The organism is Vibrio sp. V30_P3S12P165 (assembly GCF_009904905.1).
GTDB classification, from domain to species: Bacteria; Pseudomonadota; Gammaproteobacteria; order Enterobacterales; family Vibrionaceae; genus Vibrio; species Vibrio fujianensis.
The window spans coordinates 278,920-304,533 of record NZ_WXWH01000030.1; the positions used below are offsets into that span (position 1 = coordinate 278,920).

The following is a 25,614-nucleotide window of genomic DNA, read 5'->3' on the forward strand; positions in this document are numbered from 1 at the left end:
CATCATTTACAATAAGCAAACATATTTAAGCTCAATGTAACACCAATATCACATAATAAGCCCAATTAAGGGGTAAACCATACCGTCTCACAAGGAATCATTTTGCTATGAAACGCTCTATTGTCACTTTGCTGCTGGCCGCGGCCAGCTCAATGACTGCCACGGCAGCCGACAATCAATGCCTCGCTCAAAAGTACGATGCTTACATTGATGCATCTTTGGCTTGGTATCAAGATCTCGCCACAATCACAGCAGAAAAATATCCAGATCTAGCTGACGTCAGCCAATGGTTTCTAACGGGACGCCAGCACCATTTTGAATTAAATCGCACGGCGGTACGCTATTACCTTCAACATCAACCTGAGAAAGTGGCCACTTCACAACCGATAGAATCTTGGCTCAAACTAGAGCAACAAGAGATCAAGCAACTCGCCACTCGCGATGATGAGTTAGGTCTCAGCGCGAAAACAACGTTCGATGATCGTCAAAACAAACCACACGAAAAAAATTATCAATTACGTTCCGCTTTTGCCGAGTTACTCAGCCACCCTAAGCAGATCGAACCCGTACTCAATCGATATAATCAAGCAATCGCCAAAGCGGAACGCATTCATTGCTTATAACATTCATTGCTTATAAATTGTGGTCATGCTCACTTTGTTACCTCGAGTATCACGTCAAATCTAAACGAATAAAGGCGGGACATTGGTTTCATTTTCGTTTAGATTGTTTCGCTTAAAGAGATCGACAGCTAATAATATAACGACACGGTATGGCACCAGAATACAAAACAGCGGATGTAAGCTTTGATAACCTTCTGCGCATCTTTACAGTTCCAGAAGGGCCCGATTCAACCCTGACTCGTATTGAGGCAGAACTGTCACGTAATTTAAACCAATTTTTGCGCGAGCATATTGTCGCGGAAGAAAAACCACTCAAAGAAATAGAGAAGGATTTCTCGGATCCGCACATTCCCGAAGCTCCAGCATTTGTCTCTGATCACACTCAACATCTGATGGATACCTTGGTCGCCCAGTCAGTACATACTGCCTCGCCAAGTTTTATCGGCCATATGACTTCGGCTTTACCTTATTTTTTGATGCCGTTGTCAAAAATCATGATCGCTTTAAACCAAAACCTCGTTAAAATTGAAACATCTAAAGCATTTACCCCTCTTGAACGGCAAGTGCTAGGCATGCTGCATCGACTCATTTACACCCAACCAGACCATTTTTATCAGCAATGGATGCACAGTGCTGATCATTCACTCGGAGCTTTTTGTTCAGGAGGAACGGTTGCCAACATTACCGCTCTATGGGTCGCCCGTAATAATGCACTAAAAGCACGAGATCATTTTACCGGGGTTGAAAAAGAAGGCCTATATAAGGCGATGCAGCATTATGGCTATCAAGGGTTAGCCATTTTGGTTTCTGAACGTGGACACTACTCACTCAAAAAAGCAGCCGACATATTAGGTATCGGCCAAGATGGGCTAGTAGCCGTACGTACAGATGAAAATAACCGCTTATGCCCTATCGATCTGCAATCTAAGATTCAAATGCTAAAAGCACAGAGAATTCATCCTTTTGCTGTGATCGGCGTGGCGGGCACAACCGAAACGGGGCATATCGATCCACTACATGATATTGCTCGTATCTGCCGAATTGAACACTGCCACTTTCATGTCGATGCTGCATGGGGAGGGGCTACTTTAATGTCAAAAACTTATCGCCACTTGCTTGACGGAATCGAATTAGCAGACTCGGTGACCATTGATGCACATAAGCAGCTGTATATTCCAATGGGTGCTGGCATGGTATTATTTAAAAATCCCAATGCCATGAAAGCGATAGAGCATCACGCACAATATATTCTACGCCAAGGATCAAAAGATCTCGGTAGCCACACCTTAGAAGGCTCTCGCTCTGGTATGGCGATGCTCGTTTATGCCAGCATGCACATAATTAGCCGCGCTGGCTACCAACTACTTATCGATCAAAGCATTGAAAAGGCAAAATATTTTAGCTCACTGATTGAACAACAACCCGACTTTGAGCTTGTTTCACAACCCGAGCTTTGCCTGCTAACTTATCGCTATCTACCCAAACCAGTCAAAAACATACGAACAACGATATCTTTACCAGAAAAAACACACTTGAATCAGTTACTCAATGAGTTAACGAAATTTATTCAGAAAAAACAAAGAGAAATGGGTAAATCTTTTGTGTCAAGAACTCGTCTAAATCCCCTGAGTTGGGAACATTTGGATACCCTAGTTTTTCGGGTTGTATTAGCAAACCCCTTAACGACACACGATATTTTACAATCGATACTGCAAGAACAAAGAGACATTGCGACAACCTATGCTCCCCTCTTGCTCGAGCAAATCAATCAGTATTGTCAGCAAATTGCGACACAGTAACGCAATCCAATCGATGAGGCATATTTACTAAACAGAAAGAAAAAATGAAAATTTCTTTCTGTTTGCTGTAATTTGTCCACCATAATAAGCCATGAATGTACTTATTCTCGGCTTATTAATCACTAAAACTGTAGTTTTTATAAAATTTAGTTTGAGGCTTGTCATATTCTTATCAATTGATTGTGTGTTTCGTTTCTGAATTACGACGACTTCGGTTTATACTCACACAATGGCGTTGGTGCCTGTGTCGTCTTAGAAATGGTTTGTTTCTCTCCCCCTAAACAGACACAAGCAATAAACCAACGAGTTGTTCTCTAGGCCCGCGTGAACACTATGAATACATTAGAAAAAATCCAAAAAAATCTGGAAAACTTTAGCAAGTCGGAACGTAAAGTCGCCGAAGTGATTATGGCGTCGCCACAAACCGCCATTCATTCCAGCATTGCCACGCTGGCAAAAATGGCCGATGTGAGTGAACCGACTGTAAATCGCTTTTGCCGCCGTTTAGATACAAAAGGCTTTCCTGACTTTAAACTTCATCTCGCCCAAAGTTTGGCCAACGGTACTCCTTATGTAAACCGAAACGTCGAAGAAGATGATGGCCCAGATGCTTATACGCATAAGATTTTCGAATCAACCATGGCGTGTTTAGATGTCGCCAAAAATAGTCTCGACCCGATGCAAATTAATCGCGCAGTCGATCTTCTCACTCAAGCTAAAAGAATATCTTTCTTTGGACTGGGAGCCTCCTCTTCCGTTGCTCGTGATGCACAAAACAAGTTTATTCGGTTTAATATCCCCATTACTTGCTTTGAAGATATCGTGATGCAGCGCATGAGCTGTATCAACTGCACCGATAATGATGTGATTGTCTTAATTTCACATACCGGGCGGACGAAAAGCCAAGTGGAGATCGCAAACCTCGCTCGTGAAAATGGAGCGACTGTCATTGCGATTACGGCCAAAGATTCACCACTTGATAAAGCAAGCTCATTATCAATTTGTTTAGATGTCCCGGAAGATACTGATGTCTACATGCCAATGGCAAGCCGAGTGGTACAAATGACCGTGATTGATGTGCTGGCAACAGGATTTACACTCCGACGAGGCTCGGGGTTTCGTGAAAACCTAAAACGAGTAAAAGAAGTATTGAAAGATTCTCGCTACGATAAATTATCGCAATTTTAAATCATCGCAAATAAAAACGGAGGCTTATACTCCGTTTTTATTTTACCCGATGCTCCTGACTTGAAACTGCAATAAGATTGACAAGGTTTAGGATGCCAAAGGGCCGATTCATCGATGGCGCTAGCAATTAACTTACCACTCAACGGCACCCCTAACCGCCGCCTATTTGAGAGGCAGTAAGCATTAAGGGTTTAATTCACTTCCTTGTGCCAATATATCTTCTTCTATCACTTGCATTTTAACCTCATCAGCAACCACCTCAACTCTCGCTTTTCCTACTTCATCACAAGAACAAACCTGACGTAAAATATAGACTAAACGTGCATGCGTTAGAGGAAGCGGATTTCCTTTTATGGCTTGAGAACGTAACGCATCTTGCGCAACTTGTTCAAATGAGGTAGTACAAACACCAAATTGAGCGAGAGTCGGTAACTTCAGTTTGTCTAACATCATTTGTACCCAAAGTATCCCATCCTCAATATTGACATTTTTTCGCTTGGTTAATATTTGTGAAATTCGATAATAACGCTGCATAATATCATGACGCTTCTCTTGCTTGGCAGCGTTAATATTTTCACGCATAACATAAGGGGCCAAACGCGCGGTAATGACACTATGTGGTGCATCTAACTTTCCACCTAATGCCGAAGCCAAACCATGAGCGGCACCTAACTTGGCATTAGTGATTGCCATCCCTCCAAGCATCGCAGCAAAAGAGAGATCAGAGCGTGCCGAGGGTTCATCTCGACAACATGCCGCGACAGTTGAACGCGCTAAACGACGCAGCCCTTCTTCACAAATCATGTCCGTTAACGGATTCGGTTCACCACAGACGTAAGCCTCCATTAAATGTGTAAAAGCATCCATTGCGCCACGTCCAGAGGTATAACTATCGGTTCCATAAGTTAAGCTCGGATCAATAATGGCGACAGCAGCCAACATATCCGGACTGCGTAAACTCACTTTCACTTTATCTTGCCCTGATTTTAGCACAGCATTTTTAGTGACTTCTGAGCCTGTACTGGCAGTCGTGGGTATTGCAATAAATGGTAGCGGTTTGGTTTTTAACGGCACATTACGCCCCACAACTTCAACATAATCGTACACATTACCTTGATTGGGAATAATGGCCGCTAACGCTTTCCCCATATCCAGCACACTCCCCCCACCTATCGCGACCACCACTTGAGGTTGAAAACGCCGTCCAGCCATCGCCGCTTCTTCGACCATGGTAATGTTGGGTTCACCATGGATAGCAATATGTTGATAGCGCATATGCTGTTGCTGTAAATACTGAGTCACCGTCTGAGCACGCTGAAGATTTTTTCCTGAAACTAACAGTACACTATATCCATATTGATTAATCATGGATAACGAGTTTTGCAATACGCCTTCACCGAATACAATTCGATTCGATGTCATAAATTGAAACATGCTGCCTCCACGCCGCCCAAACTTTCCTGAGAGAGTTCAAGCTTGCGATCAATTCAGCCATCATTTTTTGATGCAGTGCAATGAGCAAAGAAATAAAATAAAAATCATTAAAGAGTATGCACATCATCACATCCTTCATGCACAATTACATCTTGTTATACCCAAACAACTTGGTGTTGCAGGTAGGCGGCAAGTGAGTGATAAATTTGTCTGGAACAAATTTGAACAGCCGTAGGCAAGCGATGTGATTGGGGTGAACGAACGCAGCCAACACCCCTGCAGCATCCATTAGGAAGGAGATACCTTGGGTGATGAGAAGAAATGAGTCATTGAATCGAATAAAAAATCAACCATTGTTTTTGCCTATTAGAGCGAATGCTAATTCACGCTTTATTTCCTAATTGGGATCGGGCATAGTTGCGCAAACAAAATAAAGGAGACAGTTATGTTCGTTGTGATTTTTGGCCGCCCGGCTTGTCCTTACTGTGTTCGAGCAAAAGAACACGCAGAAACCCTAAAAGCAAAACGTGATGACTTCAACTATCGTTATGTGGATATTCATGAAGAAGGGATCTCAAAAGCCGACCTAGAAAAGACGGTTGGAAAACCGGTTGAAACCGTGCCGCAAATCTTTATCGACCAACAACACATTGGTGGCTGTACTGAATTCGAAGCGTATGCAAAAGAGCATTTAGGATTGTTTGACGAATAAACACCACGTCTGCAACGATAAGAAAACCCCGCCCACCTGTTGCGGGGTTTTCTGTGTCTATTCGATGAAAACTCGTACAAAAATAAAAAAATTCACTTATATTTTTGACTATTTACGATACAATCATCACAATTTAACCACCCCCTGCTTGCACGCTTAAATTGAGCCAAATTGTGAATATCGACGTTGTACTTTTGCTAGAACAAAACCCCATTCTTCTTATTTTTGTCGTCTTAGCGATAGGCCTTGCCTTCGGAAAAATACGCTTTGGCAGTTTACAACTAGGAAATTCGATCGGCGTACTGATTACCGCGCTGGTGATGGGCCATTTAGGCTTTTCATTTAATGCTGAAGCCCTAACGATTGGTTTTATGCTATTTATTTATTGTGTCGGTATCGAGGCTGGCCCTAATTTTTTTAGCATTTTCCTCCGCGATGGTAAACATTATTTGATTCTCAGTTTAGTCGTATTAATCACGGCGATGTGGATCACTTATTTTGCAAGCCATTATTTCAATCTCGATTATGGCTTAGCTGCGGGAATGATGGCCGGAGCGCTAACCTCTACTCCAGTTTTAGTTGGTGCACAGGATGCCCTCAACTCTGGATTAGCCGCTATTCCTCGCAATATGGATTTATCATTGATTTTAGAAAGTGTATCGGTTGGTTATGCGATGGCTTACCTCATCGGCTTAATTAGCATGATCATGTTTGCCAAACTCTTGCCTAAATTACAAAAACAAAATCTGTCCGATTCAGCCCAACAGATTGCTCAAGAACGCGGGATTGGTGGACAACGAAAAGTTTATCTTCCGATTATCCGTGCTTATCGAGTTGGCCCCGAATTGATCAATTGGGTGGATGGCCGTAATTTGCGAGAATTGGGTATCTATCGTCAAACTGGGTGCTATATAGAGCGAATTCGTCGTAATGGTATTCTCGCCCATCCAGATGGGGATGCAATATTACAAGAAGGGGATGAAATAGCATTGGTCGGCTTCCCTGATAGTCATGCTCGCCTCGACCCCAGTTTCCGTAATGGGAAAGAGGTCTTTGACCGTAACCTTCTCGACTTACGCATTACCGAAGAAGAAATTGTAGTAAAAAGTGACAGTATCGCGGGTAAACGACTTTCTGATCTTAACTTATCAGAATATGGTTGTTTCTTAAACCGAGTAGTACGGGCACAAATAGAAATGCCAATGGATCTCGATATTGTGCTTGCGAAAGGAGACGTTCTGCAAGTCAGCGGTGAGAAGAGTCGCGTTAAAGGGTTAGCGGAAAAAATCGGTTTTATCTCGATTCATAGCCAAATGGCCGATTTAATGGCGTTTTGTAGCTTCTTTATTCTCGGTATCGTATTTGGTTTAATCACCATGACTTTTGGTCAAGTCTCATTTAGCTTAGGTAATGCAGTCGGGCTGTTATTATCTGGTATCACCCTGGGTTTTCTACGCGCGAATCACCCAACCTTTGGCTATGTGCCCCAAGGTGCCCTAAATATGGTTAAAGACTTAGGCCTAATGTTCTTTATGGTCGGCATCGGTTTAAGTGCAGGGGGGAAAATGTTTGATCATTTATCCGATGTGGGGCCTCAAGTCATCGGGGTCGCTTTTATTGTCAGTGTGTTACCCGTGGTGTTTGCCTATCTTGTCGGTGCTTATTTGCTTAAGATGAACCGTGCCTTACTTTTTGGTGCCATTATCGGAGCCCGAACTTGCGCCCCTGCTATGGATATCGTTAATGATTATGCAAAATCGACCATTCCCGCGCTCGGTTATGCTGGCACCTACGCTATTGCCAATATTTTAATGACCTTAGCCGGAACCATCTTAATTATTTTAAACTAAAGTAAAGCAATGAGTTAACAAAGCAAAAAGGCGCAAATTGCGCCTTTTTGTTATTTTTGATGGAAACCATTAAGCTCAGATATCGATTACATCAAATGTGACTTCAGGGTTGACATCGGCATCATAGTCCACACCATCAACACCAAAACCAAACAGCTTTAAGAACTCTTCTTTATACCCTTCATAATCCGTCAATGTTTTTAGATTTTCAGTGGTAATTTGTGGCCATAGTTGACGGCAATGTTGTTGAATATCGTCACGTAACTCCCAGTCATCCAAACGTAAACGGTTCTGTTCATCGGTTTCAGGCGCACTACCATCCGCTTTATACAAACGTTGACTAAACATACGGTAAATTTGCTCCATACACCCCTCATGGATACCCTCTTCCCGCATTTTTTTAAAGACCATAGCGATATAAAGTGGCATCACTGGAATAGCGGAACTTGCCTGAGTGACAACCGATTTCAAGACAGCAACATTAGCACTCCCGCCTTTAGTCGCGAGTTGTGCATTTAATGCCTTAGCGGCACGGTCGAGATCCATTTTTGCACGACCCAACGCCCCATCCCAATAAATTGGCCAAGTCAGCTCGGTACCGATATAGCTATACGCAACCGTTTTACAGCCTTGAGCCAAAACGCCTGCTTCATCAAGCGCTTGAATCCACAATTCCCAGTCTTGTCCGCCCATGACCGTAATGGTATCTTGAATTTCTTGCTCTGTGGCAGGTTCAACACTTGCTTCAATAATAACATCTTTATTGGTATCTACCGCAGTTGAGGTATACGTCTGACCAATTGGTTTCAGTGACGAACGAATCACTTCGCCGGTTTCAGGCAGTTTACGCACTGGCGACGCGAGCGAGTAAACGACCAAATCAATTTGACCTAGATCTTGCTTAATCAACTCAATCGTTTTTTGCTTTGCATCATCAGAAAACGCATCACCGTTAAGACTTTTTGCGTACAGACCTTCAGCATGTGCCAATTTCTCAAAAGCTGCGGCATTGTAAAAACCCGCCGTTCCAGTTTTTTTCTCAGTGCCCGGTTTTTCAAAAAAGACGCCAATCGTCGCGGCACCACCGCCAAAAGCTGCGGCAATACGAGAAGATAAGCCATAGCCGCTAGAAGCCCCAACCACGAGCACCCGCTTTGGCGCATTCGCAATCGGCGCTTGTGCTTTGGTGTAGGCAATTTGTTCTTTTACGTTCGCTTCACAACCCACAGGGTGGGTTGTGGTACAGATAAATCCACGAATTTTCGGTTTGATGATCATATTCAACTTCCTTCAAAAATCTTGCTTAGGATAAAAGTTTCAACGGCAAATCGCATCTTATTTCGATTAAAATGTACTTTTTTGCCAAGTGGTTGGAGCTGTTAATCATCATTTTGCCACAATCCGCTTAAAAATGAGACAAGGCCTCAAATATGAGGCCTTGTGAACAGGGGGACAGCATACCAACTAACGCTAAGCAACATGATTGAGTTTGACTGGCTTGACCTTGTTCGTGCGTACTTCTGACATATCATGGCTAAAATGGTCGACCTGAATCGCCTTATAACGCAATTTATCGGCAGCTAAAATTGCATCGACTTCATCATCAGTGAGCACACCCGCCGCTTTCGCTTGTGCTAAACGTTCCATCAATGGCCCTTTACGAGCAACCTTGCCTTCTTTTACCGCCTTATTCATTTGTCGCTCTAGGCCCTTGACACTGTACATGGCAAGAAATGCTTTTTCCATCAAGCCGACACTATCATTTTCATCTTGCCCGACATAACACAAATGGGTTAGACGATCTCGGTGGGCTCCTGGGGTCATTAAGCTTGCCGCAATTTTCACTGTCAAATCATCACTAGGAGCCTGGTAATGGTTGCCTAGTGGGAAAAGTAGCCCTTTCATGGCCATACCAACCACTTTTTGTGGATAATTACGATACGCATCATTCAATGCTTTTGCCGCGTGATGTAGGCAATATTGCAGTGAATAATGGACATAGTCTAAATCGGTTTGTTGCCTTCCTTCGTCTTCATAACGCTTGAGTACAGCTGAAGCCATGTAAAGATAGCTAAGACCATCACCTAAACGGGCAGAAATCATTTCTTTGCGTTTGAGGTCGCCGCCCAGGGTGAGCATGGCAAAATCGGCACTGACTGCCAGAGCACGACTTAAACGAGTCATTTGCTGATAATAAACTTTGGTTGGCCCACTCATGTCTGCCTTGATCAAACGAGAGCCAGTTAACGCCGCTCCAAACGCGCCAAAGGTATTTTTAAGCGCATGACCAATATGTTTAAATAACAACTCGTCAAATTGCTTGGCACCTTCATTCGCATCTGGGTTTGCAGCCGCCTCCATTTCTTTGAGTACATATGGGTGGCAACGCGTAGCCCCTTGCCCGAAGATCATTAAGTTACGCGTGAGGATATTCGCCCCTTCGACGGTAATTGCAACCGGTACACCAAGGTAATGAGAAGAAAGATAGTTCATCGGCCCATCTTGAATGGCTCTTCCTGAATGAATATCCATCGCATCATTTAAAATAATCCGACCAATTTCCGTCATATGGTATTTAGCGATAGCGGTAATAATCCCGGGTCGTTCTTTCAGATCAAGTGACGTGGTAGTCAGTGTTCGTGTCGCTTCAAGCAAATAGGTCAGACCGCCAATACGTCCCAGCGCTTCAGCAACCCCCTCAAATTGACCAATCGACAGGCCAAATTGTTTACGAACATACGCGTAAGCTCCCGTTGTTCGGGACGTTAAGTGACCAATCGCGGTTCCGAGAGCGGGTAACGAAATACCACGTCCGGCAGACAAGCACTCAACGAGCATTCGCCAACCTTTTCCAGCATAGTCAACACCACCGATCAACCAATCCATAGGAATAAACACATCGCTCCCACGCGTCGGGCCATTCATAAATGCCAAACCAAGAGGATCGTGCCGCTCACCAATCTCGACGCCTTTATGGCTGGCCGGGATCAGTGCACAAGTAATACCAAGCTCTTTTTTATCACCCAATAATCCTTCTGGATCGCTCAGCTTAAACGCCAAACCCAACACGGTCGCCACCGGAGCTAAGGTGATATAACGTTTATTCCAATTTAAGCGGATGCCTAATACTTCTTTCCCTTCATGTTTGCCATAGCACACGATACCTTGATCGGGAATACCGCCAGCATCCGATCCTGCTTCTGGCCCGGTCAAGGCAAAACAGGGAATTTCAGTGCCATCGGCTAAACGAGGTAACCAATAATCTTTTTGTTCCTGTGTACCATAATGCGATAATAGCTCACCAGGCCCCAATGAATTCGGCACCATAACGGTAACCGCAGCACTGATACTACGTGTTGCAATTTTAGAAACGATGGTGGAGTTTGCTAACGCAGAAAACTCACGTCCTCCATAAGCCTTCGAAATAATGAGTGAGAAGAAGCGCTCTTTACGCAAAAATTCCCATACAGATTTAGGCAAGTCACGATCATGCTTGGTGATTTGATATTCATCAATCATGGAAAGTAGTGTTTCTAGCTCATTATCCATAAAAGATTGCTCTTCTTCACTCAGAGCCGGTTTAGGGTAATGATGCAATTTTTTGAAATCGGGTTTGCCTGAGAATAATTCGCCATCCCACCAAACGCTTCCCGCTTCCATCGCTTCTTTCTCAGTCGCCGATAACGGTGGTAAAACCTGTTTAAAGAGTTTAAAAGCAGGGTCACTAATCCATTTTCTTCTTAGAGAGCTCATTGTCAGATCCTTTTGTTCACTGGTTAATTGTTATAGTTATGGTATTGGTTTGAGTTACTTCGCTGCCACACCGGCAGCTAAGTAAGGAATAATTTGATCAATCATTAAATTAGCATCCACTTTAGCTCCGAAGGCGTTTTCAGCAATCTCAGCCAATGCTTGGCTAGAAGCCATGGTGAAGACGCACGTCCCGAGAGTGAAATGTAGCCGCCAGAATAAAGCTTCCCGAGTCAACCCAGGGTTCGCTCTCATGACTGACTGAGTAAATAGATCAAGTACTTCATCGTATCGTGTAGTGATAAACCAACGTAAATGGCCTTGAACATCGGTATAACCACGACCAATCAACAGCATAAACCGGCTAGTTCCATTCGGTCGTACCTGATTCAATGCTTTTAATGGCCCCCGCAACGCTTCAAAAACCGCTTCCATGGTATAATCATCACTGGCATTAAGTTCGATCAATGAGACTCTCACCGCTGGCATAAATGCTTCAAGATAACGGTTTAATACCGCACGAACGAGGGTCTTTTTTCCACCGAAATGATAATTGACAGAGGCTAAGTTCACATTCGCTTTACTGGTAATGGTACGAAGAGAGGTATCATTAAAACCGTGCTCGGCAAATAACCCTTCTGCAACATCAAGTATTTTTTCTTTGGTACTGCTCTTCGAAACCATTTCAATCACCCGTATCAAACGCTTGTTTGAAATATACCCATGAAACAGAAGATTAACAAGCGATTAACATCACAGTTTTTAGCCATGGTCAGACCAGCTCGATTTATGCAGACTTAACTGCCTGAAAACCTATCGGTTTACAGTGATCCTAGAAAATTTGATTAATTTTTCTCTTTTTAAGGAACTCTTTTGCTTTCGCCCAGTCTGATTGATTGTAGTTGGCAGAGTATTAAGAGTTTTACGGCCGTCGAACTTTCTTCTTTACTGACAACCACAATGCTGCTTTTTCTTATTTAACTCCTATATTTTATCCGCCCAGTTCGACTTTGTTCTGGGCTTTTTTTCGTACTAAATATCGCTTGCACCAAAGAAAGGGTATACTTCGCCGTTTCCATATTTCACCTAGTGAGCTCAATGAAATTAACTCAAAGCCCGATCACAGAACATCGTTTTCAAGGCCACGCTTTTTATCTCAAACGTGATGATCAACTTCATCCACAATTTTGTGGTAATAAAGCACGAAAATTTCTTTCTTTGTTGCAAATGGAGCGGCCAGAAATCAACACATTGATCAGCTATGGCTCAGTGCAAGCCAACTCGCTTTACTCTTTAGCTGGTTTAGCCGCGATTCATGGTTGGCAACTCGAATACTATGTTCACCATATTCCTGACTGGCTCAAGCAATACCCTATCGGTAACTACCGCGCCGCATTAGAACTCGAGGCAAATGTGATAGAGACAAAGGCTTTGTCTCCTAATCATCCGCATCAATACATTCTACAAATACGCAAACCCGATGAGCAGTGTTTATTCATTGAAGAAGGTGGACGCACGCCTCTTGCCGAATATGGCATAAAGCAACTAGCTCATGAATTGCTAACATGGATTCAGCAGCAACCCAAACAACGCTGGGCTGTGGCATTACCTTCCGGTACAGGTACCACGGCGCTCTATTTACATAAGGCGTTAAGCAGGCACGAGATTGAGGTGATCACTTGTCCATGTGTGGGTGGACAAACGTATCTTGAGCAGCAATGGCAACAACTTGGAGAAAGCGATTATCCTACGATTCTATCACCTGAGCGAAAACACCATTTTGGACGTCTTTATTACCACGATTATCAAATTTGGCAGCAGCTACATCAGCAAACTCATGTCGAATTTGAGCTTTTATATGATCCTTTGATGTGGCGCTGCTTAATGGATTGGTTACCGCTGCATAATGATCTATCGTTAATCTACCTTCATCAAGGTGGATTATTAGGGAATGAAAGTATGCTCCCTCGCTATCAGCGACAATGGGGCTAAGATAAAAGAGGAGTGTTTATTATGCTAAAGAAAATATCACTGATCATCACCTTACTGGTAAGCCAGACGTTACAAGCCGAACCAAATCAAACAGACACCAAAACCGTGCTACTTGAGCACAATAACTTCCAACGCGTCTGTTACTATCAAGATAAGGCTTATTCTGAAGGCGCGATTTTACCCATTGGACAAACGGTACTGATTTGTCAGCGAGCGAATAATTTTGAAACTAATGGCTCATTGAAATGGCACCCCATCAATGAGCCAACCCATCCCACAGAACAACGAGTACCCTAGGAGGTTATATTACAGTCCCCCCATTAAGGTATATTTCACCTCTTGGTACTCTTCTAATCCTTGTTTCGCGCCTTCTCGTCCTAAACCGGATTCTTTCACCCCCCCAAAAGGAGCCACGGTGGTCGAAATGAGTCCTTCATTGATGCCAACAATGCCACTTTCTAATTGCTCACTCATCCGCCACGCTCGAGCGTGCGATTGAGTATAGCAATAGGCCGCTAAACCAAAATGGCTACGATTGGCCCGTTCAATCACTTCGTCTTCACTCGTAAAGCGGAATAGTGCAGCAAGTGGGCCAAACGTTTCTTCATGAGCCACCAGCATATCATCACTCATTTCAGTTAAAACATGAGGAATAAATAAGCGACTTCCCACTTCAGGTAAGGTGCCAAAAGCCACTTTAGCGCCTTTTTCAAGGGCATCCTCAATGTGACTACGGACTTTATTGACCGCAGCGTCATTGATTAGTGGTCCGATTTGAGTCCCGGTGACTAATCCATCACCGACTTTGAGTTTACGCACTCGATCAACCAACTTGGCAGTAAATTGCTCATAGATACTATCATGCACATAAATACGGTTGGCACACACACAGGTTTGTCCCGCATTGCGGAATTTCGCAATCATGGCTCCCTCAACCGCAGCATTTATATTGGCATCATCAAAGACAATAAAAGGGGCGTTGCCACCCAACTCCAAAGAGAGTTTTTTTACATTGGAAGCCGATTGTGCCATCAAAATTTTGCCAACCCGAGTTGAGCCCGTAAATGAGAGCTTGCGAATAAGAGGACTTTCGGTCAAAAGTTGTCCAATCATGACGGCATCACCGGTGACCACTTGCAATAATCCATCAGGTAATCCAGCTCGTTTTGCTAACACCGCTAATGCTAGGGCGGTAAATGGCGTCTCTGGCGCAGGCTTTAACACAACAGCACATCCAGCGGCAAAAGCGGGAGCGCATTTTCGTGTTACCATCGCCGCGGGAAAATTCCACGGAGTGATCGCCGCAACCACGCCAATCGGTTCACGAGAGACTAAGATACGTGCATCTGCTTTGTGCGTTGGCACTATCTTACCATACGAACGCTTCGCCTCTTCAGCATACCATTCGACAAAACTCGCCGCGTAGGTGATTTCTCCTTTCGCTTCTTGGAGCGCTTTACCTTGCTCATGGGTCATTAACAGGGCGAGATCATCGGCATGTTGTTCAATCAAGTTAAACCATTGGCGCAAAACTGCAGCCCGATTTGCAGCGGTTTGCTTGGCCCACTGACGCTGCGCCCGTGTTGCAGAAGTAATTGCCTCCGCCACTTGCGGTTCGGTCAACGCTGGTACAGTTCCCAGTAGCGAATTATCATAAGGATTAGTAATTGAGGTCGTTTTCCCATCGCGGCTCGCGACCCATTGTCCATCAATAAAACATGCTTGCTGAAATAGGTTGGGATCGGATAAGTGCATAACTTCTCCTCCGTTATGAGTAAATAGAGTAATGAGCAGCTAGCATATACCTTTATCATCAAGATGCTAGGGTCTGTTTGGCAGGGTTGCTATTTTTTCGGTTTTTAGCTTTATCAAGCAGATCTCGCTTTCGGTAACCAAAATGAGATCAATGTCGTAAGTAGTAAGAAGACAAAGGAAACCCATAAGCAAGCGGCAAATCCCGATACTTGAAATACCCAGCCGGAAAGAATCGTCCCGATTAACCGCCCCATCGCATTCGCCATGTAATAGAACCCAACATCCAAAGAAACCCCCTCTCCTTTAGCGTAACTGACAATTAAATAAGAATGCAGTGAAGAGTTAACCGCAAAAATAGCACCAAAGATCAAAAGCCCAAAAACAATCACCAGTTCAGGTTGCCATTGCATTTGAATGCTATAAGCAATCGCACCGGTCACTAAAGCCAGTACCGCCGCCCAGCCAATAGCTGCTTTTCCGTCTGGTATCTGGCCGGTCGCTTTCCCGGTGATCCGAGGTGCCAATCCTTGCACGATACCGTAACCAATCACCCATAAAGCAAGAAAGCCCCCCACGGTACTGTGTCCCCAGCCAAACACCGAACCTAGATAAATCGGCAAGGCAATCACAAACCAAACATCCCGCGCGCCAAACAAAAACATTCGAGCGGCGGAGAGAATATTCACACTGGCGGATTTAGAAAAAATTTCAGAAAACTTAGGTTTGGTTTTCGCTTTCCCCATCTCAGCTTGCAGCATCAATAAGCTGCCAACAAAAACGGCGCTCAGAACCAAAGCCATCGCCAAGACCGCATATTGAAAGCCAATACTAGTTAACAACGCTCCGCCTAAGAAAAAACCAGCCCCTTTTAACGCATTTTTTGAACCGGTTAAAATAGCAATCCATTGATATAACGCCCCTTGTGCATTATTTGGCACTAACGTTTTAATGGCGCTTTTGGCACTCATTTTATTGAGATCTTTTGCAATACCAGACAATGCCTGTGCCGCCATCACCCAAGGAACCGTTAACCACACGGATGGAACCGCTAACATTAAAAGAGCCATAATCTGCATACCAAGGCCGATATTCATCGTACGATTCAACCCTAAGCGTGCCCCAAGCCAACCTCCAATCAAATTTGTCACCACACCAAAAAACTCATAAAACAAAAAGAGAGAGGCAATGGCGAAGGTTGAATAACCCAAATCGTAAAAGTACAACACGACCAACATCCGCAGTGCACCATCAGTAATCGTGAAGTTCCAGTAGTTAAAAGTCACCAACATATACTGACGTATTGAAGAATTAAATTGAGACAACATGGTGAATTCTCGCTGACAAAAGAGTGGCTCACGCCACTCTTATTAAAGGGTTATTTTTTGGCAATCCGTTCAATATAATTAACTTGCACTGCTTTAGTAAATGCTCCCGGGCGCAACGCCTGAACTTGGGGGATAATACGCGCCAGCGGCCAGCCTTTTTCCAGCAATAAGTGCGCCGCTAATAATCCGGTGCGCCCCGAACCACCAAGACAGTGCAAAGCGACTTTTTCACCATTCTCTATCGCACGATGTAAAGCCGGGCTGATTTGTGCCCACTGATGAGCAAATACAACATCAGGCGCACAATCATCTTCAATCGGGGCGTGAAACCAGTCCATATGAGCCTCTTGTACTCGTTGCTCTAATTCACTCACCCCCTGTTGATCCATCTCCTGCTCATTAATGGCCGTCACCACCGTGGTTACACCTACCGCTTTTAGCTGCATAATACTGTCGGCTAACGAGGTGCCTTTCGTACCGGGGCAAGGCGTTAAAATCAACCCGGCCCCGTTGTCTAACGGCAATTCCCATATTGGATGTGTCATCATTTGCTTCCTTATGCTAAAGCCACTTTACGGACTAACTCAGCCGTACGAGTGGCATAGCCCATTTCGTTATCGTACCAAGCATAGATTTTCACCATCCGTTTACCGACCACCATGGTTGAAAGTGCATCAACGATGGTTGAACGCGGATCCCCTTTATAATCAATCGAAACCAGTGGCCGTGTTTCAAAGCCAAGAATGCCCTTCAGCTCATTGTCTGACGCTTCTTTTAACAGAGCATTGACCTCTTCTGCGCTAGTATCACGTTTCACATCAAAAATAATGTCGGTTAAAGACGCGTTCGCTAGCGGGACTCGCACCGCGTGGCCGTTAATTCTCCCTGCCAAATCAGGGAAAATTTCGACGATTGCTGTTGCCGAACCGGTTGTCGTTGGAATCAAGCTCATCCCGCAAGCACGAGCGCGACGAAGATCTTTATGCGGAGCATCCAAAATGGTTTGAGTATTGGTTAAATCGTGAATCGTGGTAAAAGAAGCGTGTTCAATGCCGAGTTTTTCATGAATCACTTTAACAATCGGAGCAATGCAGTTGGTGGTACAAGAAGCGGCCGTCACGATGCGATGTTCTTCGGGGTTAAAGCTTTGGTCATTGACGCCTACCACAATATTGGCAATGCCCGCTTCTTTAACGGGTGCAGACACAACAACCCGCTTCACTCCCTGTGCAAGATATTGATTTAAATATTCACTTTTACGATGCACTCCCGTGGCCTCAATCACCACATCGCACCCAGACCAATCCACTGCATCAATCGCTTGTTGTTGCGTGGTGTGAATCAATTTGCCATCGATGATCAGAGTCTTACCCTCTGCTCGAACTTCATGATGCCAACGCCCCTGTACCGAATCAAACTCAAGTAAATGCGCCAACGTAGCAGCATCACCCGCGACGTCATTGATCTGCACAAATTCCATGTCCGGCCAATCATACGCTGCACGTAAAGCTAACCGACCGATACGGCCAAAACCATTGATTCCTACTTTAATCGACATAATCTTTCCTTTTTAAAAGCGTATGGTTAGACACAGCACTGTGGGCGTAACTTCATCGCCGCTAAGCGAACCATGTCGTGCTGGTATTCTTCTTTTAAGCAGTTGGAATCCACCAACCCTTGGATCTGTTTTCTCATCCAACCTGGAAGATGTTCAGATAAACGATAAAAAACCCACTGCCCTTGGCGTACATCCACCACCACACCACTTGAACGCAATAAAGCCAAATGGCGCGAAATCTTTGGCTGACTCTCTTGTAAAGCCTCGGTCAGCTCAGCAACACAAAGCGGTTGTTCACGGGCGATCATCAATAAACAGCGCACTCGGGTTTCATCAGCCAGTAATTTAAAAAATTGATGAGGAAGCATAGTTATTACCTTATATGAATATACGCATATATTATAGTTGAAACGTCACACGTCAAGACAAGCTCGACGATTGTCATAAAAATTTCATCCTAAGAAAGACAACGGTGTAAGAGATATCAGGATGATACTGTCATGATAAAGTCATAGCACTATAATAAGGTTCCTTGCTCCGGTTCTGTTTCTTTCATTCCCTTTTTTATTTTCCGCTCTGTCACATGATTGTCATATAAAATCCATTTTACTGTCACACAAGCCGCCCAAAATTCAACTCAGTTAAACCAAACAAAGCCGCTTACGGAAGGCGAATCAGCCACAGCGGTTTACGATCTGAAATTAACGAGGGAAATATTATGAAGTTTGGACGCAACGCGCTATTGCTTGCCTCAACCATCGCCACGGCTATCTCAGCACCTGCAATGGCCCGTGAAACTATCCAAATTGCTGGCTCTTCCACTGTGTTACCGTTTTCATCGATTGTCGCAGAAGAATTTGGTCAAACATTCGCCCAGTTTAATACACCGGTAGTCGGCTCGGGTGGCTCAAGTGGTGGTTTACGTCAATTTTGCCAAGGTGTCGGGGTCAACACCATCGATATCGCTAACGCCTCTCGTGCGATTAAAAGCAGTGAACTAGAAAGCTGCCGTGCTAACGGTGTCACCGAAGTAATTGAAGTCAAAGTGGGCTACGATGGTATCGTTTTTGCCTCTCGCACAGACAGCGGCAGCTTTGCTCTCAAACCTGAACATGTGTTTAAAGCAGGTGCGGCTCAAATCCCTCAAAATGGCAAAATGGTCGCCAACCCATACACCAATTGGAAACAAATTGATTCGTCACTGCCTGATCAAGAAATTTTACTTGTCATTCCTGGTTCTAATCACGGCACTCGTGAAGTATACGAAGAAAAAGTGGTTCATCCTGGTTGTGAAACTTTTGCAGAAGTGAAAGCTCTGGATAAAAAAGCCAAAACAAACTTCTGTAATGCAATCCGCACCGATGGACGCGTAGTCGAAGTTGCTGGTGACTACACAGAAACCTTGGCTCGTTTAGATGCACAACGTAATGCTCTTGGCGTCTTTGGGTTGAGTTTTTATGACCAAAACCGTGACCGCATCAAAGTGGCTACCGTTAATGGTGTCACGCCAAGCTTAGAAACCATTGGAACGGGTGAGTACCCAGTTTCTCGGCCACTGTTCTTCTACATTAAAAATGCCCACGTTGGGGTTGTCCCAGGGTTACTTGAATACGCACAATTTTTTGTCAGCGAGCAAATGGGTGGCATGGGTAGCCCATTAGAAGCCGCTGGATTGATTCCAATGGATGATAAAGAACGCGCTCAAGTTGCAAACAATATTCGTAACCGTAAAACACTTTAATACCCAATAAAGTGGCAAGAGGTTGAAGGTTCAACCTCTTGTTGCTGTTTTAATAAGGTAAGGACAGTAATGAGTAATATGATGCTAATGGTTGTACTACTCGCGGTGATGGCTTTAGCATATCAGCTTGGGCTAACCCGCAGTAAAAAAGTGGCATCGACCAATACGGGACAAGTACAACGTCTACACTCCCGGCCGGTTTACCACGGTATGCTCACTCTCTTGTGGGCAATTGTGCCTGCGTTTATCGTATTTGTGCTTTGGTCAATTTTTTCGCCGAGCCTGATCCAATATTTTGTTCTCGATCATCTACCTGCAGAGTTTCAACCCACCACAGCTGATCATGCACGAGTGTTAATGAACCGACTGAATAATCTCGTGAGCGGTTTTGCGGTCGCCGATGATTTTGCCCGTTATGAAATTGCGGCGGCTGACTACCTGCAACACCTCCAGTTCCGCAGCCATGTATTACTCAGTGGTTTAATGGCAACACTGGCCGCAACAGGATTAGTCTTTAGTACTCGCCGGATTCGAGCCGATTTACGCGCTCGCAATCAGGTTGAAAACGCATTGCACATCTTACTGATTCTTTGCTCTGCTGTCGCTATCTTAACCACCATCGGCATTGTTCTTTCTATGGTGGGTGAAGCCTTCCGCTTCTTTAGTTTTGTTAATCCGATGGATTTTTTCTTCGGTACGACCTGGAACCCGCGCTTCTCAACCGTCGGGACTAGCGGACAGACGGGTTTTGGCATGCTGCCTCTACTGGCTGGCACCTTCCTGATCGCTTGTATCGCACTTGCGGTCGCAATCCCTATCGGGTTGATGTGTGCGATCTATTTAGCTGAATACGCGCCAAATCGAGTCCGTTCTATTGCAAAACCAATCATTGAGATTTTAGCGGGCATCCCAACCATCGTATACGGCTTTTTTGCCTTAATCACCGTCGGCCCATTTTTAACCGAATTAGGTCATCTTCTCCATATTGATATTCGTGCCACTTCTGCACTCACGGCAGGGATAGTCATGGGGTTAATGGTCATCCCATTTATCTCATCGTTATCAGATGATATTTTAACTCAAGTGCCTAAAGCGCTGCGTGATGGTTCGCTCGGCTTGGGCGCAACTAAATCAGAAACCATCCGAAAAGTTGTCTTACCTGCAGCATTGCCTGGAATAACTGGCGCAGTTTTACTTGCTGCCAGTCGAGCCATTGGTGAAACCATGATTGTGGTTTTAGCCGCAGGCAATAGTCCGGTCCTCACCGGAAATCCTTTTGAAGCGGTCTCCACCATGACGGTCACTATCGTCAATCAATTAACCGGTGACACAGACTTTGCCAGCCCTCAATCATTAGTCGCCTTTGCATTAGGGTTAACTCTGTTTGTGATAACCCTATTCCTTAACGTCATTGCCTTGATGATTGTACGTAAATATCGAGAACAATATGAGTAATGTCATGGACAGTATCATGCAAAATTTAACCACAACTCCTGCAGATACCACACGTCAACGGGAGCAAACCAAACATCGGATAGCGCAATCACTTAAGAAGCGTCACGCGAGTGAACGCCGCTTTAAAATGTTTGGTATCGGCGCGGTAGGTTTAGCACTCAGTTTCGTGTTGATCTTATTTGTCTCTATTCTTTCCAAAGGCGTACCGGCTTTTTGGCAGGCCACTATCAGCTTAGAGGTCTACTTTGACCCTGAGGTTATCCGTATAGACCCTAAACCAGTTCAACACAATGAAGAGTCGGTAGCTGAATTTCAGCAACGTATGTTAGCTTGGCAAACAAGTCTTGCCATGGTCAATTTCAACCGTATTATTATCAACAGCTTAGCCAGCGAAATTCCGGAAGCGACCCGTTATCAGCGTGATGCTCTGCGTTTAATCACTAGCGGTGAACGTTTTGCGCTACGCGATATGGTCACCAATGATCCAAGCCTGATCGGTCAAACGGTACGCCTTAATCTTCTAGCTGACGCCAATGTCGATGTCTGGTTAAAAGGAAATATCGACCGCAATTTACCGGACTCTCGTCAGCAACTTAGCTCAAGAACCCGTGCTTGGGCCGATGAGCTGGCTGAGCGTGGTGTGATTGAAAATAAATTCAGCACAGCCCTGTTCATGAATGTCGACTCACGCAGTTCTCTCGCCTCTGCGGGGCTTGCAGGTGCCTTTATGGGCTCTGTCTTTATGATGCTAATTGTCATGGTGCTAGCTGTGCCGATTGGCGTTGCATCTGCCATTTATCTTGAAGAATTTGCGCCTAAAAATAAACTCACCGACCTCATTGAAGTCAATATCAATAACCTCGCCGCCGTCCCTTCAATTGTGTTTGGTTTACTTGGCGCTTCGGTGTTTATTTTGTGGTTTAAACTGCCGTTATCTGCCCCGTTGGTTGGTGGGCTGGTGTTAACACTAATGACCTTACCTACGGTCATTATTGCCACTCGCTCTACGCTCAAAGCGATTCCCCCGTCAATTCGTCAAGCGGCATTAGGTATTGGGGCATCTAAAACACAAGCCGTGTTCCACCACGTATTGCCTCTTGCCCTACCCGGTATATTAACGGGGGCTATTTTAGGTATCGCTCAAGCATTAGGAGAAACCGCCCCTCTCCTTCTCATCGGTATGAATTCCTTTGTTGCCAGTATACCGGGAACACCGATGGATCAATCGACCGCCTTACCCGTACAAATTTTCCTCTGGCAAGGCAATGAATTACGTAACTTTTTTGAAGCAAGAACCTCCGCCGCCATCATTGTCTTGTTGGCACTGATGATCAGCCTAAATGCGTTGGCGATTTGGTTACGTCGACGCTTTGAAACACGATGGTAATCAATATGATAAGTGAAGCAGTAATGAAAAAACAGTCCATGGTTGACCCCAAAATAGTTCGTCATCCATCTAAAGTCAATGTGATCAAAAAACCCAAAATGGCAGCTCGTGATGTCAAAGTGTTTTATGGTGAAACCGAAGCTTTACATGGCATCAATATGGACATCGTTGAAAATGAAGTGGTCGCTTTTATCGGCCCCTCTGGCTGTGGTAAATCCACCTTTTTGCGTTGCTTAAATCGAATGAATGACACCATTGATACCGCACGTGTGGAAGGCGCTGTCACGCTTGATGGACAAGATATTTATCATCCAAGCTTAGATGTCGTTCAGCTACGAGCTCAAGTCGGAATGGTATTTCAAAAACCTAACCCGTTTCCTAAATCAATTTATGAAAATATCGCCTATGGCCCACGATTACATGGTCTGGTGGATAATAAAAACGATTTGGATGAAATTGTTGAAAACAGTTTGCGTCGCGCAGGGTTGTGGAACGAAGTAAAAGACCGTTTATCCGCGCCGGGTACCGGATTATCTGGCGGACAACAGCAGCGTTTGTGTATTGCACGAGCCATCGCCGTCAATCCAGAAGTCATTCTGATGGATGAGCCTTGCTCCGCATTGGATCCCATCGCGACCTCGATTATTGAAGACTTAATTGATGAACTCAAAGGTAGCTATACCATTGCCATGGTCACGCACAATATGCAGCAAGCTGCACGAGTTTCAGATAAAACCGCATTTTTCCATATGGGTAACCTGGTAGAACTCAATGACACCCGCGAACTTTTCACCAACCCACGTGATAGTCGCACAGAAGATTATATTACCGGTCGCTTCGGTTAATTGACGATTTTTAGGAGAAATTTATGCCAACTCATCGTATCGATGGGCACACCTCACACAGCTACAACAGTGAACTGCGTTCTATTGTTGATGGGGTTGTTAATATGGGCGATTTGGTGATTACCCAAGTTCGCCATGCTTTAAGTGCATTTATGACCGGTGATGCCGCCCTTGCAAAGCAAGTCATTGAAAACGATCATAATATCAACTTACTTGAACTGGCGATTGACCAACAATGTATCGATATTTTAGTCAAACGGCAACCAGCAGCTCGGGATTTACGTGCCGTGTTTTCAATTATGAAAGCAATCATGGATCTTGAACGCATCGGCGATCAATCTAAACGCATTGCTCATGCGGTATTACGTTTAAAAGAACATCATCCGGGTAAAAAAAATTACTTTGATGGCATTGAAATGCAAGAAGATGCGTTTGAGCAGATCAATGCGCACGTAATAGATATGCTACAAAAATCGATGGATGCCTTTCATAATATGGATGCGGAAGAAGCATTACAAGCTGCAATATTGGACAATCACATCGACAACAGCTATGGGGAAATTTTACGGCAAAATGGTAAAGATATGCTGGTTCAGGGAACACATTACCAGACTATCTTAGAAATTACTTGGATTGGTCGTGCGGTAGAACGTATCGGCGATCATGCTCGTAATGTCTGCGAATATACCATTTATTTCGTCAAAGGGCTGGATGTTCGACATAAAAAAGATCAAGAAATTGCTGAGTTATTAGCCAAAAAGTATTGAGCTATATTTATCGATTCACATCGCTAAGCATAAAATCCTACTTGTATCATGACTCCCGCGCGAGCGGGAGTTTATCCCGCAACGCACAAATAACGGTGACATAAGAGTAAAGCCCTATCAATAAAAATATGATTACACGATTAACATCCACCAGTACAGCCAATATTGCTGCAACATTAATGAGCAATAAGATAGCAAATCCCCTTGTCACCTGTAGCACCGGCTTTGCTGGTTGCTAAAGCTGGCTAATTGTTATAACGGGCTAATTGTTATAACGGACAGATTGTTATGAACGGACAAATTGTTATAGCAGGCTAAAATCAACCTCTGATAATGATTCAAAACCTGGCTTAGCAAAATAGTACCCCTGCATGAGGTCAACACCGATATCGCGTAAGAATAGCATTTCTTCTCGGGTTTCAATTCCTTCGGCTAATGGCGATATGTTCAGTTGACGAAGCATGCTAACGCAATGTTTAACGATCACTTGTCGAACAGCATCTTTATCAATATTACGAATCAAACTCATGTCTAATTTAACAATATCGGTCTGAAAATCAGCGAGCCGGTTTAATCCAGAATATCCCGCGCCAAAGTCATCAATTGCCGTTTTGAAGCCTAAATTTCTATAATATTGGATAATATGTTGTATGTGCTGGTGATCCTGAACTTGTTCACCTTCTGTAAACTCAAACATGATTTGCCGCAACGGGAAATTATATTGATTCGCCGCCTCTAGCGTTGTTCTTATACAACGTTCTGGGCGATAAACCGCATTAGGTAAAAAATTAATACTGACCATCGAGGTAATATTCAGCTTTGAGGCTAAAGCGATCGCTTTTATCCGACACAGTTGGTCAAAGCGATACCGATTATCCTCCGTTACCTGTGAAATAACAGACAATGCAGATTCATTTTGTAACCCTCTGACCAAAGCCTCGTAGCCGAATACCTGCTTAGATGAACATTGAATGATGGGTTGAAAGGCCATAGTAAAATCGAAGCTAAGATCACGCCCTTCCATACATTGCTTGCAGGAAAAGTCGCTATCATTTGGTAGATCATTCATACTTGGTCTCTCATTATGGATGGAATCAGGTTTCATTTTTTAAGTACCTGTACTTAGGGTTCCAGCTTAATTTATCAAAAAGCGCGCAACCGACGATTAACCATCAGATAATGATAGATTAGGTAAAGTTGGTCAAATAATCACTATAATCAACAAATTAAAAGACGGTTGTTTTGTTCACTGAGCATCGCATATGCAAACGTTAATTCACCATATCAAAATATACCCAAACCACTTGGCGTTGCAGGTAAGCGGCAAGTGGGTGACAAATTTGTCTGAAACAAATTTGAACAGCCGTAGGCTGGCCTTTGATGAGAGCCACAGATGGCTCTCATCATCCCCATGAGCATAGACAGACGATATG

General features: G+C 44.3%; 21 protein-coding genes and 1 pseudogene. 12 read left to right on the plus strand and 10 right to left on the minus strand.

Translation table 11 applies throughout. The annotated features are described in order from the left end of the window. The first annotated feature begins 107 nt into the window (after nt 1-107). The 3 genes from CAG57_RS06895 to CAG57_RS06905 all read left to right on the plus strand — a co-directional run bounded on the left by CAG57_RS06895 (nt 108) and on the right by CAG57_RS06905 (nt 3,610). Nucleotides 108-623 (plus strand): hypothetical protein, encoded by a 516-nt coding sequence (locus tag CAG57_RS06895; RefSeq protein ID WP_099612277.1) that lies wholly within the window; start codon nt 108-110, stop codon nt 621-623. A gap of 149 nt (nt 624-772) precedes the next feature. After that, nucleotides 773-2,422, plus strand: a complete 1,650-nt coding sequence (panP, locus tag CAG57_RS06900; RefSeq protein ID WP_161427655.1) for a pyridoxal-dependent aspartate 1-decarboxylase PanP — start codon at nt 773-775, stop codon at nt 2,420-2,422. Nucleotides 2,423-2,755: 333 nt separating this feature from the next. Then, nucleotides 2,756-3,610, plus strand: a complete 855-nt coding sequence (locus tag CAG57_RS06905) for a MurR/RpiR family transcriptional regulator (RefSeq protein WP_099612275.1) — start codon at nt 2,756-2,758, stop codon at nt 3,608-3,610. A 281-nt stretch (nt 3,611-3,891) separates the two neighbouring features. Here the strand turns inward: CAG57_RS06905 and CAG57_RS06910 are convergent. Next, nucleotides 3,892-5,044 (minus strand): annotated as a pseudogene (locus CAG57_RS06910) (iron-containing alcohol dehydrogenase); the annotation flags it as partial. 445 nt (nt 5,045-5,489) lie between these two features. On the opposite strand from CAG57_RS06910, the gene CAG57_RS06915 reads away from it, so the two are divergent. Next, on the plus strand, nt 5,490-5,756 hold the full coding sequence (locus CAG57_RS06915) for a GrxA family glutaredoxin (protein ID WP_099612274.1): 267 nt from the start codon (nt 5,490-5,492) through the stop codon (nt 5,754-5,756). A 173-nt stretch (nt 5,757-5,929) separates the two neighbouring features. Further along, nucleotides 5,930-7,606 carry an aspartate:alanine antiporter gene (locus CAG57_RS06920; RefSeq protein ID WP_161427653.1) on the plus strand — a complete coding sequence of 559 codons (1,677 nt, stop codon included), beginning with the start codon at nt 5,930-5,932 and terminating at the stop codon, nt 7,604-7,606. Between the two features lie 75 nt (nt 7,607-7,681). Here CAG57_RS06920 and fabV read toward each other — a convergent pair whose 3' ends face one another. The 3 genes from fabV to CAG57_RS06935 form a co-directional block, all read right to left on the minus strand. Continuing rightward, nucleotides 7,682-8,884 (minus strand): enoyl-ACP reductase FabV, encoded by a 1,203-nt coding sequence (gene fabV / locus CAG57_RS06925; protein WP_161427652.1) that lies wholly within the window; start codon nt 8,882-8,884, stop codon nt 7,682-7,684. 192 nt (nt 8,885-9,076) lie between these two features. Beyond that, nucleotides 9,077-11,359, minus strand: a complete 2,283-nt coding sequence (locus CAG57_RS06930) for an acyl-CoA dehydrogenase (RefSeq protein ID WP_099612272.1) — start codon at nt 11,357-11,359, stop codon at nt 9,077-9,079. A gap of 54 nt (nt 11,360-11,413) precedes the next feature. Next, a complete protein-coding gene (locus CAG57_RS06935; RefSeq protein ID WP_161427651.1) occupies nt 11,414-12,040 on the minus strand; it encodes a TetR/AcrR family transcriptional regulator in 627 nt (208 codons plus the stop codon). Nucleotides 12,041-12,454: 414 nt separating this feature from the next. Between CAG57_RS06935 and CAG57_RS06940 the strand changes: the two genes are divergently transcribed. Both CAG57_RS06940 and CAG57_RS06945 read left to right on the plus strand, forming a co-directional pair. Further along, on the plus strand, nt 12,455-13,348 hold the full coding sequence (locus CAG57_RS06940) for a 1-aminocyclopropane-1-carboxylate deaminase/D-cysteine desulfhydrase (protein WP_161427650.1): 894 nt from the start codon (nt 12,455-12,457) through the stop codon (nt 13,346-13,348). A 21-nt stretch (nt 13,349-13,369) separates the two neighbouring features. Continuing rightward, the gene (locus CAG57_RS06945; RefSeq protein ID WP_161427649.1) at nt 13,370-13,645 is read left to right on the plus strand and encodes a DUF1496 domain-containing protein; all 276 of its coding nucleotides are present in this window, start codon (nt 13,370-13,372) and stop codon (nt 13,643-13,645) included. Nucleotides 13,646-13,654: 9 nt separating this feature from the next. On the opposite strand, the gene CAG57_RS06950 is transcribed toward CAG57_RS06945, so the two are convergent. The 5 genes from CAG57_RS06950 to CAG57_RS06970 form a co-directional block, all read right to left on the minus strand. Beyond that, a complete protein-coding gene (locus CAG57_RS06950; protein WP_161427648.1) occupies nt 13,655-15,103 on the minus strand; it encodes an NAD-dependent succinate-semialdehyde dehydrogenase in 1,449 nt (482 codons plus the stop codon). Between the two features lie 113 nt (nt 15,104-15,216). Beyond that, the gene (gene arsJ / locus CAG57_RS06955; protein ID WP_099612268.1) at nt 15,217-16,428 is read right to left on the minus strand and encodes an organoarsenical effux MFS transporter ArsJ; all 1,212 of its coding nucleotides are present in this window, start codon (nt 16,426-16,428) and stop codon (nt 15,217-15,219) included. A gap of 50 nt (nt 16,429-16,478) precedes the next feature. Continuing rightward, nucleotides 16,479-16,973, minus strand: coding sequence for a cyclin-dependent kinase inhibitor 3 family protein (locus CAG57_RS06960; protein WP_161427657.1), 495 nt, complete (start codon nt 16,971-16,973; stop codon nt 16,479-16,481). Between the two features lie 11 nt (nt 16,974-16,984). After that, nucleotides 16,985-17,986: an ArsJ-associated glyceraldehyde-3-phosphate dehydrogenase gene (locus CAG57_RS06965; RefSeq protein ID WP_161427647.1), complete on the minus strand. Its 1,002-nt coding sequence runs from the start codon at nt 17,984-17,986 to the stop codon at nt 16,985-16,987. A 26-nt stretch (nt 17,987-18,012) separates the two neighbouring features. Beyond that, entirely contained in the window at nt 18,013-18,354 is a 342-nt protein-coding gene (locus CAG57_RS06970) for a metalloregulator ArsR/SmtB family transcription factor (RefSeq protein ID WP_161427646.1), read from the minus strand. Between the two features lie 350 nt (nt 18,355-18,704). Here CAG57_RS06970 and CAG57_RS06975 point away from each other — a divergent pair, with 350 nt between their 5' ends. From CAG57_RS06975 to phoU, 5 genes are all read left to right on the plus strand, one after another. Then, a complete protein-coding gene (locus CAG57_RS06975; protein WP_161427645.1) occupies nt 18,705-19,727 on the plus strand; it encodes a substrate-binding domain-containing protein in 1,023 nt (340 codons plus the stop codon). Nucleotides 19,728-19,796: 69 nt separating this feature from the next. Further along, on the plus strand, nt 19,797-21,182 hold the full coding sequence (gene pstC, locus CAG57_RS06980) for a phosphate ABC transporter permease subunit PstC (protein WP_161427644.1): 1,386 nt from the start codon (nt 19,797-19,799) through the stop codon (nt 21,180-21,182). Then, nucleotides 21,175-22,569: a phosphate ABC transporter permease PstA gene (gene pstA / locus CAG57_RS06985; protein WP_237665767.1), complete on the plus strand. Its 1,395-nt coding sequence runs from the start codon at nt 21,175-21,177 to the stop codon at nt 22,567-22,569. Before pstC ends, pstA begins: the two co-directional genes overlap by 8 nt. A 38-nt stretch (nt 22,570-22,607) precedes the next feature. Beyond that, nucleotides 22,608-23,414, plus strand: coding sequence for a phosphate ABC transporter ATP-binding protein PstB (gene pstB / locus CAG57_RS06990; protein WP_202597865.1), 807 nt, complete (start codon nt 22,608-22,610; stop codon nt 23,412-23,414). 23 nt (nt 23,415-23,437) lie between these two features. Next, nucleotides 23,438-24,181 carry a phosphate signaling complex protein PhoU gene (gene phoU / locus CAG57_RS06995; RefSeq protein WP_161430637.1) on the plus strand — a complete coding sequence of 248 codons (744 nt, stop codon included), beginning with the start codon at nt 23,438-23,440 and terminating at the stop codon, nt 24,179-24,181. Between the two features lie 304 nt (nt 24,182-24,485). On the opposite strand, the gene CAG57_RS07000 is transcribed toward phoU, so the two are convergent. After that, on the minus strand, nt 24,486-25,250 hold the full coding sequence (locus CAG57_RS07000; RefSeq protein ID WP_161428151.1) for an EAL domain-containing protein: 765 nt from the start codon (nt 25,248-25,250) through the stop codon (nt 24,486-24,488). Nucleotides 25,251-25,614 lie beyond the last annotated feature (364 nt).

Coding starts and splice junctions, on each gene's coding strand:
- CAG57_RS06895 (WP_099612277.1), top strand. CDS start 108: ATGAAACGCTCTATTGTCACTTTGCTGCTGGCCGCGGCCAGCTCAATG.
- panP (WP_161427655.1), top strand. CDS start 773: ATGGCACCAGAATACAAAACAGCGGATGTAAGCTTTGATAACCTTCTG.
- CAG57_RS06905 (WP_099612275.1), top strand. CDS start 2,756: ATGAATACATTAGAAAAAATCCAAAAAAATCTGGAAAACTTTAGCAAG.
- CAG57_RS06915 (WP_099612274.1), top strand. CDS start 5,490: ATGTTCGTTGTGATTTTTGGCCGCCCGGCTTGTCCTTACTGTGTTCGA.
- fabV (WP_161427652.1), bottom strand. CDS start 8,884: ATGATCATCAAACCGAAAATTCGTGGATTTATCTGTACCACAACCCAC.
- CAG57_RS06930 (WP_099612272.1), bottom strand. CDS start 11,359: ATGAGCTCTCTAAGAAGAAAATGGATTAGTGACCCTGCTTTTAAACTC.
- CAG57_RS06935 (WP_161427651.1), bottom strand. CDS start 12,040: ATGGTTTCGAAGAGCAGTACCAAAGAAAAAATACTTGATGTTGCAGAA.
- CAG57_RS06940 (WP_161427650.1), top strand. CDS start 12,455: ATGAAATTAACTCAAAGCCCGATCACAGAACATCGTTTTCAAGGCCAC.
- CAG57_RS06945 (WP_161427649.1), top strand. CDS start 13,370: ATGCTAAAGAAAATATCACTGATCATCACCTTACTGGTAAGCCAGACG.
- CAG57_RS06950 (WP_161427648.1), bottom strand. CDS start 15,103: ATGCACTTATCCGATCCCAACCTATTTCAGCAAGCATGTTTTATTGAT.
- arsJ (WP_099612268.1), bottom strand. CDS start 16,428: ATGTTGTCTCAATTTAATTCTTCAATACGTCAGTATATGTTGGTGACT.
- CAG57_RS06960 (WP_161427657.1), bottom strand. CDS start 16,973: ATGACACATCCAATATGGGAATTGCCGTTAGACAACGGGGCCGGGTTG.
- CAG57_RS06965 (WP_161427647.1), bottom strand. CDS start 17,986: ATGTCGATTAAAGTAGGAATCAATGGTTTTGGCCGTATCGGTCGGTTA.
- CAG57_RS06970 (WP_161427646.1), bottom strand. CDS start 18,354: ATGCTTCCTCATCAATTTTTTAAATTACTGGCTGATGAAACCCGAGTG.
- CAG57_RS06975 (WP_161427645.1), top strand. CDS start 18,705: ATGAAGTTTGGACGCAACGCGCTATTGCTTGCCTCAACCATCGCCACG.
- pstC (WP_161427644.1), top strand. CDS start 19,797: ATGAGTAATATGATGCTAATGGTTGTACTACTCGCGGTGATGGCTTTA.
- pstA (WP_237665767.1), top strand. CDS start 21,175: ATGAGTAATGTCATGGACAGTATCATGCAAAATTTAACCACAACTCCT.
- pstB (WP_202597865.1), top strand. CDS start 22,608: ATGGTTGACCCCAAAATAGTTCGTCATCCATCTAAAGTCAATGTGATC.
- phoU (WP_161430637.1), top strand. CDS start 23,438: ATGCCAACTCATCGTATCGATGGGCACACCTCACACAGCTACAACAGT.
- CAG57_RS07000 (WP_161428151.1), bottom strand. CDS start 25,250: ATGAATGATCTACCAAATGATAGCGACTTTTCCTGCAAGCAATGTATG.